14 protein-coding genes are annotated in these 12,492 nt (G+C 66.8%); 2 read left to right on the top strand and 12 right to left on the bottom strand.

The features are described 5' to 3' along the window. The first annotated feature begins 79 nt into the window (after positions 1-79). Positions 80-1,621, top strand: coding sequence for an ATP-dependent DNA helicase (locus RCAP_RS16005; RefSeq protein ID WP_013068937.1), 1,542 nt, complete (start codon positions 80-82; stop codon positions 1,619-1,621). Between the two features lie 72 nt (positions 1,622-1,693). Then, a complete protein-coding gene (locus tag RCAP_RS16000; RefSeq protein ID WP_013068936.1) occupies positions 1,694-1,930 on the top strand; it encodes an Lrp/AsnC family transcriptional regulator in 237 nt (78 codons plus the stop codon). A 5-nt stretch (positions 1,931-1,935) separates the two neighbouring features. On the opposite strand, the gene RCAP_RS15995 is transcribed toward RCAP_RS16000, so the two are convergent. The 12 genes from RCAP_RS15995 to RCAP_RS15940 all read right to left on the bottom strand — a co-directional run bounded on the left by RCAP_RS15995 (position 1,936) and on the right by RCAP_RS15940 (position 12,416). Continuing rightward, entirely contained in the window at positions 1,936-2,694 is a 759-nt protein-coding gene (locus RCAP_RS15995) for a TIGR02186 family protein (protein WP_013068935.1), read from the bottom strand. Next, positions 2,691-3,611 carry a sulfite exporter TauE/SafE family protein gene (locus RCAP_RS15990; RefSeq protein ID WP_013068934.1) on the bottom strand — a complete coding sequence of 307 codons (921 nt, stop codon included), beginning with the start codon at positions 3,609-3,611 and terminating at the stop codon, positions 2,691-2,693. The genes RCAP_RS15995 and RCAP_RS15990 overlap by 4 nt, the downstream gene beginning before the upstream one ends. Before the next feature lie 72 nt (positions 3,612-3,683). Further along, entirely contained in the window at positions 3,684-4,484 is an 801-nt protein-coding gene (locus RCAP_RS15985) for a purine-nucleoside phosphorylase (protein ID WP_013068933.1), read from the bottom strand. Continuing rightward, complete coding sequence (locus RCAP_RS15980) at positions 4,468-5,442, bottom strand: ABC transporter permease (protein WP_013068932.1); 975 nt, start codon at positions 5,440-5,442, stop codon at positions 4,468-4,470. Before RCAP_RS15980 ends, RCAP_RS15985 begins: the two co-directional genes overlap by 17 nt. Beyond that, positions 5,442-6,545: an ABC transporter permease gene (locus RCAP_RS15975; protein ID WP_013068931.1), complete on the bottom strand. Its 1,104-nt coding sequence runs from the start codon at positions 6,543-6,545 to the stop codon at positions 5,442-5,444. Before RCAP_RS15975 ends, RCAP_RS15980 begins: the two co-directional genes overlap by 1 nt. Continuing rightward, positions 6,545-8,137 carry an ABC transporter ATP-binding protein gene (locus RCAP_RS15970; protein WP_013068930.1) on the bottom strand — a complete coding sequence of 531 codons (1,593 nt, stop codon included), beginning with the start codon at positions 8,135-8,137 and terminating at the stop codon, positions 6,545-6,547. The genes RCAP_RS15975 and RCAP_RS15970 overlap by 1 nt, the downstream gene beginning before the upstream one ends. Further along, complete coding sequence (locus tag RCAP_RS15965) at positions 8,137-9,231, bottom strand: BMP family lipoprotein (protein WP_013068929.1); 1,095 nt, start codon at positions 9,229-9,231, stop codon at positions 8,137-8,139. Before RCAP_RS15965 ends, RCAP_RS15970 begins: the two co-directional genes overlap by 1 nt. A gap of 135 nt (positions 9,232-9,366) precedes the next feature. Beyond that, entirely contained in the window at positions 9,367-9,786 is a 420-nt protein-coding gene (rimI, locus tag RCAP_RS15960) for a ribosomal protein S18-alanine N-acetyltransferase (protein WP_013068928.1), read from the bottom strand. Beyond that, on the bottom strand, positions 9,786-10,418 hold the full coding sequence (tsaB, locus tag RCAP_RS15955; RefSeq protein WP_013068927.1) for a tRNA (adenosine(37)-N6)-threonylcarbamoyltransferase complex dimerization subunit type 1 TsaB: 633 nt from the start codon (positions 10,416-10,418) through the stop codon (positions 9,786-9,788). The genes rimI and tsaB overlap by 1 nt, the downstream gene beginning before the upstream one ends. After that, a complete protein-coding gene (locus RCAP_RS15950; protein ID WP_013068926.1) occupies positions 10,408-10,974 on the bottom strand; it encodes a NifU family protein in 567 nt (188 codons plus the stop codon). Before RCAP_RS15950 ends, tsaB begins: the two co-directional genes overlap by 11 nt. 63 nt (positions 10,975-11,037) lie before the next feature. Then, positions 11,038-11,493, bottom strand: coding sequence for a universal stress protein (locus RCAP_RS15945; protein WP_013068925.1), 456 nt, complete (start codon positions 11,491-11,493; stop codon positions 11,038-11,040). A gap of 56 nt (positions 11,494-11,549) precedes the next feature. Further along, positions 11,550-12,416: a branched-chain amino acid aminotransferase gene (locus tag RCAP_RS15940; protein ID WP_013068924.1), complete on the bottom strand. Its 867-nt coding sequence runs from the start codon at positions 12,414-12,416 to the stop codon at positions 11,550-11,552. Positions 12,417-12,492: the final 76 nt, after the last annotated feature.

Genomic DNA, 12,492 nt, shown 5'->3' with positions numbered 1-12,492 from the left:
AATATCCCCGCCGGAGGCATCGGCCGCAGGCCGAATTCCTGTCTTTCGAAAGCTGGTCGCGCCGTGTAGGGTCGCCGCCATGAGCCTGCCTGCCACCGTCACTTTCTCCGAAGATCAGGCCGAAGCCTGGGATGCCGTCGCCGCCGCGCTGGAGCGCGCGGGGGTCGATCTGCTTGACGGCACGGTGATGCCCGAGGGCGGGGAGCCCTCGGTGATGGCGGTGATCGGCAAGGCTGGCTCGGGCAAGACCCTGCTTCTGGCCGAGCTTTACAAGGCGCTGGAGGCCGCGGGCGTCGAGCTGGTTTCGGGCGATTGGGAGGGCAAGCGGCGCAAGGACCGGCGCACGCTGGCGATCCTCGCGCCGACGAACAAGGCGGCTTCGGTGCTGCGCTCGCGCGGGGTGCCTGCGACCACCATTCACCGCATCCTTTATACCCCGGTCTATCACCCGGAATATGAGGCGATCGCGGAATGGCTGGCGGGGCAGGGCGAGCGGCCGAACCTTGACCTTCTGCGCATCGAGGGGCTGACCGATCTGGCGCTCGACCGCGCAAAAGCGTTCTACGAGACGAACAAGTCGATCCCCGGGGCTTTGGCTGCGGCGGGGCTGCGCGGGTCGGATTTCATTTCCGGCTGGAAGCGGCGCGAAGACCCGCTCGACATCGGTTTTGTCGACGAGGCCTCGATGCTGGACGAGCGCCAGTTCGACGATCTGAAGGAAATCTTCCCGACGCTGGTCTTGTTCGGCGATCCGGCGCAGCTCGCGCCGGTGAACCAGTCCGGCCACATGAGCTTCGAGCGCCTGCCCGAGGCCTCGGTGCATGCGCTGCACCGCATCCACCGTCAGGCCGATGACAACCCGATCCTTGATCTGGCGCATGCCCTCGCCGATGAGAGCCTTGATTTCTATGCGTTTGAACGGATGGTGGAAGAGGCCGCCCGGCGTGACCCGCGCGTGGTGCGGGCCGAGCGGGTGGAAAGCGATCTGATGGCGCGCTCGCCGGTTCTGGTCTGGCGCAATGCGACCCGGATCCGGCTCATTCAGGCGTTTCGCAATGCCCATGGCGCCCCCGCCGATGCGCTTTTGCCCGGCGAGCCCTTGATCTGCGACGGCATCGAATTGCCGCTCAAGCACCGCAAGAAGCGCATCGACCTTGAGGCCCGCGGCCTGATCAAGGGGGCGCAGGTGATCTATCTGGGTCCCGGCCGCAAGCCCGGCTTTTCGCGGCTGCATGTGATCGGCGCCGAGGACCCGCGGCTGTCCGCCGCCTCGATCGTCAAGATCGAGATGCCGGACGAGGAAGAGCCCTTCATCCCCTTTGCGGCGCGGATGGGGGCGACCTTCCTGCATGGCGCCGCCGTCACCATCCACAAGGCGCAGGGCAGCCAATGGCCCGATGTGCAGGTCTTTGCCCCCGACATCTATGCCGCCTTCCGCACCGGGCGCTCGGAAGCCGGGATTCCGCTGTGGAAGCGGCTCGCCTATGTGGCGATCACCCGCGCCGAACACCGGCTCTTGTGGATCACCAAGGCGATGCTGGCGCGGCCCTCGGCGCCGCTCGGCATCGACGATCTGCCCGCGGGCACCGCGGCGCTGACGCTTGCCCCCGAGGAAGAGTGAGGCTTTTCCTTTTCGTTGCCGCCGCCTAATCTGGCGACAACCCCAATCTGCCCCGCCCCGAGGAGGCCCGCGATGCGTTGCGTTTTCGTCCAGTTCCGTTGCCAGCCCGGCAAGACCTATGCCGTGGCCGATGCCATCTATGAACGCGAGGTGGTGAGCGAGCTTTATTCCACCTCGGGCGAATATGACCTGATCGCCAAGGTCTACATCCCCGAAGAGGCCGATGTCGGCCATTGGCTGAACGAGACCCTGTTCGGCATCGAGGGCATCGCCCGCACCCTGACGACGATGACCTTTCGGGCGTTCTGAAGCTGTCAGGAATTGCGGATCAGCCGGAACGCCGCCGCCGCCGCCCAGCCCGCGAAGATCGCCAGACCCAGCGACAAGAGCCCGTAAAGCAGCGGCTGTTCGCGCGACAGCGCATAGGTGAAGCGTTCCAGCCCGATCCGGCGCACCTTGATCGAGGCATGGGTCTGGTCGATCACCTTGCCCTCGCGCAGAAGATACATCCGCGCGGTGTAATCGCCCTCGATCAGGTTCGCGGGCAGATCGAAATCGGCGCGAAACAGCGTGTCGGCCGCCAGCGTCACCGCGCGTTCGGACACCGAATAGGCCCCCGTGCCCTCACGCAGCCGCAACAGCGCCTCGGCGAAGGGGCGGCCGTCGCTGCGGCCGAGCGGCCCGGCATAGGCCTCGACCGCGACGGGCACGGAAATGCGTTCCGCCGCATCGGTCTCGGGCGACAGGATCCGGTCCAGCGGCGCCGAGGAGGCGACGGCGTAAAAGCTGGGCACCGAGGAAATCACCATCTTGTCGCTGTTGACCCAGATCCCCATTTCCCGGGTCTTGCGCCGCACGGTGACCTTTTGCTGCGGGCCTTCCAGCGTGACGATGACGCCCAGCTGCCCCTCGGGTTCGGGGGCATCGCGTTTGACCGCGCCGAAGATCAGCACCGAGGAGCCGTCGAAAGCCGCGGTGATGCCGATATTGTCGGCGCTGATGCCCGCCACGACCCGTTCGGCCCGGGCGGGCAGGGCGGTCAGGAGCAGCAGCAGAAGCAGGCGCAGGATCATCGCGAAGCCCCCGTCTGCAGGCTGTAAAGCTCGGAAGGCGGCAAGACCAGATCCAGCCCCAGTTTCAGCGCGACGGCCAGAACCAGCAGGGCCAGCAGGATGCGCAGCTGTTCGGCCCTCAGCTTCGCGCCAAGGCGGGTGCCGATCTGCGCGCCCACGACGCCGCCGACGATCAGCAAAAGCGCCAGCATCACATCGACCGACTGGTTGGTGATCGCATGCAGGAGCGTGGTGAAGGCCGAGACGATCAGGATCTGAAACAGCGAGGTGCCGATCACCACCTTGGTCGGCATGCCGAGCAGGTAGATCATCGCGGGGACCATGATGAAGCCGCCGCCCACCCCCATCACCGCGGCCAGAACGCCCACCGCCATGCCGATGACGAAGGGCGGGATGACCGAGATGTAAAGCCCCGAGGTGCGAAACCGCATCTTGAAGGGCAGCCGGTGCACCAGCTTGCGGCTTTGATCGCGGGGCCGCACCGCCCCGGGGCGGTTGGCGCGGCGCAGCGCACGGATCGATTCCTGCAGCATCATCGCGCCGATGCCGCCCAGAAACACGACATAGGCCAGCTGCACCGCCAGATCGACCTGACCGAGCCGGGTCAGCCAGTTGAAGACGAGGATGCCCAGCCCCGAACCAAGAAGGCCGCCCGCCTGCAGCACCATCCCCATCGGCACATCGACCGCCTTGCGGCGAAACTGCGCCAGCACCCCCGAGACCGAGGAGGCGACGACCTGATTGGCGCCGGTGGCCACGGCGACGGTGGGCGGAATGCCGATGAAGAACAGAAGCGGCGTGATAATGAAGCCGCCGCCCACGCCGAAAAGGCCTGAAAGCAGCCCGACAAGGCCGCCCAGACCCAGCAACAGGAAGATGTTGACCGATACCTCGGCAATGGGGAGGTAGATCTGCATGGGTGTCCGACGGCTTGGTTGCCCCACCATGCCCCGTGCGTCATAGCGTAGCAAGGGGGGCTTTCCGTAACGTTACCGAGACCGCAGGAACCGTCGCAGGATCCGCTCGAATTTCGCAGCACCCAGGGGGGCCATCGCCTTGGTGTGGTCGTGGCTGATCGCCTCGGAGGACAGCCCCGCGCCCATGTTGGTGACGACCGAGACGGCGGCGACCCGCAGGCCGAGGAAGCGGGCCAGGATCACCTCGGGCACGGTCGACATGCCGACCGCATCGGCGCCGAGGATTTTCGCGGCGCGGATTTCGGCCGGGGTTTCGAACGAGGGACCGGAGAACCAGCAATAGACGCCCTCGGGCAGGGCGATCCCCTCGGCCGCGGCGGCGGTTTGCAGCGCGGCGCGGATCTGCGGATCGTAAGCTTCGGTCATCGGCACGAAGCGGGCGTCGCGCGGCTCGCCGACAAGCGGGTTCGCCCCGGCGAAGTTGATGTGATCGCAGAGCGCCATCAGATCGCCCGGGCCGATATCGTCGCGCAAAGACCCGGCGGCATTGGTCAACAGAAGCTCCGAACAGCCCAGATCGCGCAGGATTTCCAAGGGCAGCCGCATCTCGGCCGGGTTTCCGCGTTCGTAGTAATGCGCCCGCCCGCCGAAAACCGCGACCCGCACCCCTTCCAGCTGGCCGATCACCAGTTTCGGATTGTGCCCGGACACCCCGGCATGGGGAAAGCCGGGCAGCTCGGCGTAATCGATGCCGCAGCCCTCCACCTCTTCGGCGATATGGCCAAGGCCCGAGCCAAGGATCAGCCCGATCGCGGGCGGTTCCGCCCCGGCGCGGGCGCGGATCAGATCGGCAAGTTCAGCGCTCTTTGACATAGGGTTGGCCTCCGGCACGGGGGGGGATGGCGCGGCCGACGAAGCCCGCCAGCACGATCACGGTCAGAAGATAGGGCAGCGCATCGAGGAAGGAGACCGGGATGGTCAGGCTGCCCGGCGACATCGCCTCGATCACGTCGGGGCGTAGCGCCAGCGCCTGCAGGAAGCCAAAGAGCATCGTTGCCCAAAGCGCCTGCCAGGGCCGCCATTTCGCGAAGATCAGCGCGGCCAAGGCGATGTAGCCGCGCCCCGCCGTCATCTCGCGGCCGAAACCCGCCTGCAGCGAGGTCGCCATATAGGCCCCGGCGATGCCGCACAAAACCCCGGTCAGCGCGACGGCGGTATAGCGCAGCCGCACCACCGAAACCCCCGCGGTATCGACCGATTCCGGGTTCTCGCCCACTGCCCGCAGCCGCAGCCCGAAGCGGGTGCGGTAAAGCAGCCACCAGGTCAGCGGCACGATGGCCAGCGCCAGATAGACCAGCAGCGATTGCCCCGAGATCACCTTGGCGTAGAAGGGGCCAAGGAACGGCACCCCCGAGAGCGCCTCGGCAAAGGGCAGGGTGATGCCCTGAAACCGGGCCTCACCCATCAGCGGCGGCGTGCGGCCGCCCTGTCCGAAAGCCGTCTGCGCGATCAGGATCGTCGCCCCCGAGGCGACGAAGTTCAGCGCCACCCCGGAAATCAGCTGATTGCCGCGAAAGGTGATCGAGGCAAGCCCGTGGATCGCCGCGAAGAGAAGCGACGCAAGGATGCCCGCGCCCAGCCCGATCCAGGCCGAGCCGCTCAGTGCCGCCACCGCGCCCGAGGCCATGGCGGCCATCAGCATCTTGCCCTCAAGCCCGATGTCGAAAATGCCCGCGCGCTCGGAATAAAGCCCGGCGATGCAGGCCAAGAGAAGCGGCGTGCCCAGCCGCAGGGTCGAGCCGAGGATCTCGATCAGCGTCATGTAATCCATCACGCCGCCCCCCCGATGCGCTTCGCCGCGACCAGCCGGAAGGCGGGCGCCAGCATCATCCGCACCATCGTATCAAGCGCCCCGGTGAACAGGATCACGAGGCCCTGCAGAAGCGTGCGCAGCTCGATCGGGATGGTGGTCCAAAGCCCCATTTCCGCCCCGCCCTGATAGAGGAAGCCAAAGAGCAGCGCGGCGAGGAAGACGCCCAGCGGATGGTTGCGCCCCATCAGCGCGACCGCGATGCCGATGAAACCCGCCCCTTCGGACGCGTTCTGCATCAGCCGTTCGGCCTCGCCCATGACGTTGTTCACCGCCATCAGCCCGGCCAGCCCGCCCGAAATCAGCATCGAGACAAGGATGACGCGGGTGGGCGAGATCCCGGCATAGACGGCGGCGCTTTCGGATTTGCCGAAGGCGCGGATCTCATAGCCCAGCCGGGTCCGCCACAAGAGCGCCCAGACCGCGACACAGGCGGCAATGGCCAGAAAGAACGAGACATTCGCCGGCACCTGTTTCGAGAAGATCAGCGACAGGCCCGGGATTTCGCCGAAGCTTGGCAGATGCGTTGCCGCCGGGAACCGCGCCGTGGCCGGGTCCATCTGACCCACCGGGCGCAGCACCTCGACCAGAAGATAGACGATCAGCGCCGCGGCGATATAGTTGAACATGATCGTGGTGATGACGATATGGCTGCCGCGTTTCGCCTGCAGCCAGGCCGGAATCGCCGCCCAGGCCGCGCCGAAAGCCGCCGCGCCCAGGCTGGCGGCGATCAGCGCCACCGACCAATGCGGCCAGTCAAAGGCCAAAAGCACCAGCGCGACGCCAAGGCCGCCCAGCTGCGCCTGTCCCTCGCCGCCGATGTTGAACTGGCTGGCGTGATAGGCAACGGTGACCGCAAGCCCGGTGAAGATGAAGGAGGTGGTGTAGTAAAGCGTGTAGCCCCAGCCGTAAGCGGAACCAAGCGCGCCCTTGACCATCACCGAGACCGCCTCGATCGGGTCGCCGCCGATGCCCAGCACGACAAGCGCCGAGATCAGCGCCGCCAGCAAAAGCGAAATCAGCGGCACCAGCACCAGATCGGCCCAAGCCGGAAGTTTCTCCATCACGCCGCCCCCGCGGTGCTGGCGACCCCGGCCATCAAAAGGCCCAGCTCGCGTTCGTTCGTCTCGGCGGGCAGACGCTCGCCCATGATCTGGCCGTCGAACATCACCGCGATGCGGTCCGAAAGCGACAGGATTTCATCCAGTTCGACCGAGACCAGCAGCACCGCCGCCCCCGCGTCGCGCAATTCGACGATGCGGCGGTGGATGAATTCGATGGCGCCGATATCGACCCCGCGCGTCGGCTGACCGACGAGCAGCAGCACCGGATTGCGCTCGATTTCCCGCGCCAGCACGATTTTCTGCTGATTGCCGCCGGAAAAGCTTTTCGCGGGCAGGGACGGATCGGGCGGGCGCACGTCAAACCGCTCCATCTTGCCCTTGGTGTCGCGCAGGATGGCGTCATTGTCCATGAAAAGGGCATTCGCCTGATAGTCCGGCGCGGAATGATAGCCGAAAGCGATGTTTTCCCAGGCCGCGAAATCCAGGATCAGGCCGAGGTGGTGGCGATCCTCGGGCACATGCGCGATCCCGATCTGCCGCCGCGTCTGGCCGGTCGCGCCCTTGCCCGCGGCGGGGATCTGCACGCCCTCGACCGCGATTGTGCCGCTGACCTTGCCCTTGGCGAAGCCGCCCAGCACCTGCAACAGCTCCGACTGGCCGTTGCCCGCGACGCCCGCGATGCCGAGGATCTCGCCCGCGCGGATCGTCAGGCTGATGCCCTTGAGCCGCGCCACGCCCTGCGCATCGGTGACGCGCAGATCGTCAATTCGCAGCACCTCGCGCCCCGGGTTGGCGGGGCCCTTGGGCACATGCAACAGCACCTTGCGGCCCACCATCAGCTCGGCCAGCTGTTCGGGGCTGGTTTCGGCGGTGGTGACGGTCGCCACCATCTCGCCGCGGCGCATCACCGAGACGGCATCGGTGATCTCCATGATCTCGCGCAGCTTGTGGGTGATCAGGAGGATCGTCTTGCCCTGCGCCTTCAGCCCGCGCAGGATGCGAAACAGATGGTCGGCCTCGTCCGGGGTCAGAACCCCGGTCGGCTCGTCCAGAATGAGAATGTCGGCGTGGCGATAAAGCGCCTTGAGAATCTCGACGCGCTGCTGATGGCCCACGGAAAGGTCTTCGACAAGGGCGTCGGGATCGACGTCAAGTTCGTAGTCCCGCGCCAGATCGGCCAGCGTTTTCCGCGCCTTGGAAAGCGAGGGGCGCAACAGCGCGCCCTCTTCGGCACCGAGGATCACGTTTTCCAGAACCGAGAAATTCGGCACCAGCTTGAAATGCTGGAACACCATCCCGATGCCCGCGCGGATCGCGGCCTGACTGTCGGGAATGACGGTGGGGCGGCCGTCGATCAGGATGTCGCCCGCATCGGCGCGGTAAAAGCCGTAAAGGATCGACATCAGCGTCGATTTGCCCGCGCCGTTCTCGCCGACGATGCCGTGGATCGTGCCCGGCATCACGCGGATCGAAATATCCTTGTTCGCCTGCACCGCGCCGAAGGATTTCGAAATCCCCCGCAGCTCGATCGCAGGCGGTCTTGCGGCGAGGGCGGCAGTTGCCTGCCGCCCCGTGTCGGTTGCCGATGCCATCAGTTCACCGGGCAGGTGTTGTCCGTCATGTAGTCGTGCACCTGGATCTCGCCCGACTTGATCTTTTCGGCGGCGGCATCGACCGCGGCCTTCATTTCCGGCGTCACCAGCTTGGCGTTGTTGTCATCCAGCGCATAGCCGATGCCGTCGTCCTTCAGCCCGGCGATGACCTTGCCGGTCTTCATGTCGGCGCCTTCCTTGAAGGCGTCATAGATCGTGACATCGACGCGCTTGATCATCGAGGTCAGGATCTTGCCCGGATGCAGGAAGTTCTGGTTGCTGTCGACGCCGATGCCGAGGATGTTTTCATCCGCGGCGGTCTGCAGGATGCCAAGCCCGGTCGAGCCCGCGGCGGCAAAGACCACATCGGCGCCCTGGGCGATCTGCGCCTTGGTCAGCTCCGAGCCCTTCACCGGGTCGTTCCAGGCCGCGGGGGTGGTGCCGGTCATGTTGTAGACGACCTTGATATCCGGTTTCGCCGCTTTCGCGCCCTGCGCATAGCCGCATTCGAACTTGCGGATCAGCGGAATGTCCATGCCGCCGACAAAGCCCACGGTGCCGGTCTTCGAGGCCATCGCCGCCATCATGCCGACCAGATAGGAGCCCTGTTCCTCCTGGAACACCACCGAGCGCACATTCGGCTGATCGACGACCGCATCGACGATGACGAATTTCGTGTTCGGATAGTCCGGGGCGACGGTGTTGAGCACGTCGCCAAAGGCGAAGCCGGTCATCGCGATCGGGTTCGCGCCCGCCTCGGCGAAGCGGCGCAGCGCCTGTTCGCGCTGGGCTTCCGACTGCATTTCCAGTTCCTTGAAGGTCGCGCCGGTCTCGGCCGCCCATTTCTGCGCGCCGTTGAAGGCGGCTTCGTTGAAGGATTTGTCGAATTTGCCGCCCAGATCGAAGATCAGCGCCGGACCTGCCGCGGCGGTGGCATCGGCCGCCGGGGCAGCCGGGGTGGCGGCCGCGGGGGCGGGTTCGGCGGCGGGGGTGGGTTGCGGGGCGGAAGACGCTCCGGGCTTGAGGACGAGGACATACCCACCGACCGCAGCCACCGCGAGGAAAGCGACGGTTCCCAGCAAAACGTTCTTCATGACATCTCTCCTGTCGACTATGGCCGCCGGTTCTGGCGGCCTCTGTCCGTTTCGGTCCGCCCGGCGAGGGGGCAACCCGCCGCCGATAGGGCCAGAACCGGGGCAGGGGGTCAAGGGGGACTTCGCGGCACGGCCTCAGCCGCGCGACAGGTCGCAGCCCAGCAAAAGCGCGTCTTCCGCGGTGCCGTCGGGGGCGTGGTAATAGCCGCGGCGGCGGCCGGTCTCGACCCAGCCCGCCTGCCGGTAAAGCGCCTGCGCCGGGGCGTTTCCGGCGGCGACTTCCAGAAAGGCGGTCGTGGCGCCGCGGGCCCTTGCGGCGGTGGCAAAGCCGGTCAGCAGCCGCGCCCCCATGCCCTGCCGCCGCGCCGCCGGATCGACGGCGACGGTCAGCAGTTCGGCCTCGTCGGCGATCACCCGGCCAAGCAGGAAGCCTGCCGGTTCGGTCAGCAGGAAACAGAAGCGAGAGCCCAGAAAATCGGCAAATTCCGGGGCGTTCCACGGCCGGGGCGTGGTGAAGCAGCGGGCATGCAGGGCGGCGAGGGCGTCGGGCGTCATCAGTCGAGAATCACCGGCGGCGGGTCCGAGGGCGGCGCGGCATCGGCACCGCGCAGGTAAAGCGGCGCCGGGCGGGGCTGCGGCGTGCCGCATTTAAAGGCTGCGACCAGCGCCACCGCCACGGCCAGCGGATGGCGGGGGGCAAGCGGCGCCGAGTGCGGCAGCGCGAGGCCGATCACCTGGACCCCGGCCAGAGCCTGCGCCAGATCGGCGGCGGGGGTCAGGGTCGGGGCCTCGGCGCCCGTCGCGGTGAAAAGCTGCGCATAGGCCTCGTCGCGCCGCGCATCAAGCGCCACCGCGACCGGGCGGGGGGCATCCTGGGCCAGCGCCTCGAAGACGGAAACGCCCACCGCCGGGATGCCCAGCCCCAGCGCCAGACCGCGGGCGGCGGCGACGGAAATCCGCACGCCGGTGAAATTGCCGGGCCCGGTGCCGACGCCAAGCGCGTCCAGATCGTGCCAACCAAGGCCCGCCTCGGCCAGCAGCTCTTCCAGAAGCGGCATCAGCCGTTCGGCCTGCCCCTTGGCCATGTCCTCGGCGCGGGCGGCCAGAACGGTGCCGCCCCGAACCAAAGCGGCCGCGCAATGCGCGGCCGAAGTGTCAAAGCCCAGAACCAGCGGCTCACTGCGCAACGGCGCGGACCTCGCTCACTTCCGGGATGTAGTGGCGCAGCAGGTTCTCGATCCCCATCTTCAGCGTGTAGGTGGAGGAGGGGCAGCCCGCGCAGGCGCCCTGCATGTGCAGATAGACGACGCCCTTTTCAAAGCCGTGGAAGGTGATGTCGCCGCCGTCGCGGGCCACCGCAGGCCGCACCCTTGTGTCGAGCAATTCCTTGATCTGGCTGATGATCGCCCCGTCTTCGCCGGTGTCGGCGCCGCCCGTCGTGTGGCCGCCCGCCGCCGCGCCCATCAGCACCGGCTGGCCCGATTGGTAATGTTCCATGATCGCCCCCATGATCGCGGGGCGGGCATGGGCCCATTCGGTGGCCTCGTCCTTGGTCACGGTGACGAAATCGGCGCCCAGAAACACCGCCTTGACGCCCGCAACGCGGAAGATCCGCCCCGCCAGCGGCGAGACCTGCGCCGCTTCGACAGAGGTGAAATCGGCCACGCCCTCGGGCATCACGTCAAGGCCCGGCAGGAATTTCAGCGTGGCGGGGTTCGGCGTGGTCTCGGTCTGGATGAACATCGGATGCCGCCTTGGCTTGCGGCTTATATGCGCGCGCCGACCGAAACCGTCAAGATTGGCGCCTCAGGTTATCGATTCCAGCCGTTCCTTGGACATGTCGCCCGGAACGATGGTGAGCGGAATGGGCAGGCTGCCGGAACTGCGCGAGAGCTGCGTCACCAGTGGCCCCGGGCCGGATTTTTCGGTGCCCGCGCCCAGCACCAGCACGCCGATTTCCGGATCTTCGCGCACCAGCCCCATGATTTCGGTCACCGGATCGCCCTCGCGGATCACCAGATCGGGGTTCACCCCCTGCTTGTCGCGCATCCATTTCGCGAAGACCTCGAAATGCGCGGTGATGGTTTCCCGGGCCTCGGCGCGCATGATTTCCGCGACGCCGATCCAGTGCTGGTAATCGTCGGGCGGGATCACCGACAGGATGGTGACCCCCCCGCCCGTATGCGCCGCCCGCATCGCGGCATAACGCATCGCATTCAGACATTCGCGGGTCTGGTCCAGCACCACGAGAAACTTGCGCATCCTGTCCTCCGGATTGCGGGCATCATGGACCGGAACCGGACCCTTTGGCAACTGGCTCAAAGCGGCGACGACAGCGCCCAGTCCATGTAGATCTCGCGGATGCGTTTCGTCATCGGGCCATGGGCATAGGTCACGTCGTCAAAGCCCGTCACCGGCGTCACCTTGCCGAAGTTGCCCGAGAGGAACACCTCATCGGCCGCCCGCACGTCCTCGAGCGTCAGCACGGCTTCGCGCACCTCGACCCCGGCGGCGCGCAGGTTCGCCATGTGCCGGGCGCGAGTGATGCCCGCAAGGAAGGTGCCATTCGCGATGGGCGTCAGCACGACGCCGTCCTTCACGATGAAGACGTTCGCCGTCGCCGATTCCGCGACATTGCCCATGGCGTCCTGCACCAGCGCATTGCCGAAGCCCTTGCGCTTCGCCTCGACCAGCATCCGGGCGTTGTTCGGATAAAGACAGCCCGCCTTGGCGTTGCAGACGTTGTCCGCCAGCACCGGGCGGCGGAATTGCGTCGTCGTCAGGGTTGTCGTTCTGTCGGCGGGCGGCATCGGCACCTCTTCCAGACAGAGCGCAAAGCCCGTCGCGCCCTCCTGCGGGGCCACGCCCAGATCGGAGCCGTCAAGCGCCCAATACATCGGCCGGATATAGACCGCGGCGCCTTTCGCATATTTGCGCAGGCCTTCGCGGGCGATCCCGACCATCTCCGCGGGATCGATCGTCGGCGTGATCATCAGCGCCGTGGCAGACCGGTTCACCCGCGCGCAATGCAGGTCAAGATCCGGCACAAGCCCGTCGAACAGCCGCGCGCCGTCGAAAACCGACGAGCCCTGCCAGATGCCGTGATCGGCCGCGCGCATGACGGCGACGTCGCCCTCGTGCCAGCGTCCCTCGAACCAGGTGCGGATATTCGTTCCGAATGCCATGACGGTCTCCTTTGTCGGCCGCGACCCTAGCCACAGCCGCGCCCAAAGGTCCAGAGACCGGATTGTATCGGGGACA

Origin of the sequence: Rhodobacter capsulatus SB 1003 (assembly GCF_000021865.1) — a bacterium.
Lineage (GTDB): Bacteria > Pseudomonadota > Alphaproteobacteria > Rhodobacterales > Rhodobacteraceae > Rhodobacter > Rhodobacter capsulatus_B.
The sequence above is the reverse complement of the archived record's forward strand: the minus strand, read 5'-3'. Positions and strand labels throughout refer to the sequence as shown.

Excerpts from the sequence above, each read along its gene's own strand:
- RCAP_RS16005 (WP_013068937.1), top strand. The coding sequence starts at position 80 with ATGAGCCTGCCTGCCACCGTCACTTTCTCCGAAGATCAGGCCGAAGCC.
- RCAP_RS16000 (WP_013068936.1), top strand. The coding sequence starts at position 1,694 with ATGCGTTGCGTTTTCGTCCAGTTCCGTTGCCAGCCCGGCAAGACCTAT.
- RCAP_RS15995 (WP_013068935.1), bottom strand. The coding sequence starts at position 2,694 with ATGATCCTGCGCCTGCTTCTGCTGCTGCTCCTGACCGCCCTGCCCGCC.
- RCAP_RS15990 (WP_013068934.1), bottom strand. The coding sequence starts at position 3,611 with ATGCAGATCTACCTCCCCATTGCCGAGGTATCGGTCAACATCTTCCTG.
- RCAP_RS15985 (WP_013068933.1), bottom strand. The coding sequence starts at position 4,484 with ATGTCAAAGAGCGCTGAACTTGCCGATCTGATCCGCGCCCGCGCCGGG.
- RCAP_RS15980 (WP_013068932.1), bottom strand. The coding sequence starts at position 5,442 with ATGGATTACATGACGCTGATCGAGATCCTCGGCTCGACCCTGCGGCTG.
- RCAP_RS15975 (WP_013068931.1), bottom strand. The coding sequence starts at position 6,545 with ATGGAGAAACTTCCGGCTTGGGCCGATCTGGTGCTGGTGCCGCTGATT.
- RCAP_RS15970 (WP_013068930.1), bottom strand. The coding sequence starts at position 8,137 with ATGGCATCGGCAACCGACACGGGGCGGCAGGCAACTGCCGCCCTCGCC.
- RCAP_RS15965 (WP_013068929.1), bottom strand. The coding sequence starts at position 9,231 with ATGAAGAACGTTTTGCTGGGAACCGTCGCTTTCCTCGCGGTGGCTGCG.
- rimI (WP_013068928.1), bottom strand. The coding sequence starts at position 9,786 with ATGACGCCCGACGCCCTCGCCGCCCTGCATGCCCGCTGCTTCACCACG.
- RCAP_RS15950 (WP_013068926.1), bottom strand. The coding sequence starts at position 10,974 with ATGTTCATCCAGACCGAGACCACGCCGAACCCCGCCACGCTGAAATTC.
- RCAP_RS15945 (WP_013068925.1), bottom strand. The coding sequence starts at position 11,493 with ATGCGCAAGTTTCTCGTGGTGCTGGACCAGACCCGCGAATGTCTGAAT.
- RCAP_RS15940 (WP_013068924.1), bottom strand. The coding sequence starts at position 12,416 with ATGGCATTCGGAACGAATATCCGCACCTGGTTCGAGGGACGCTGGCAC.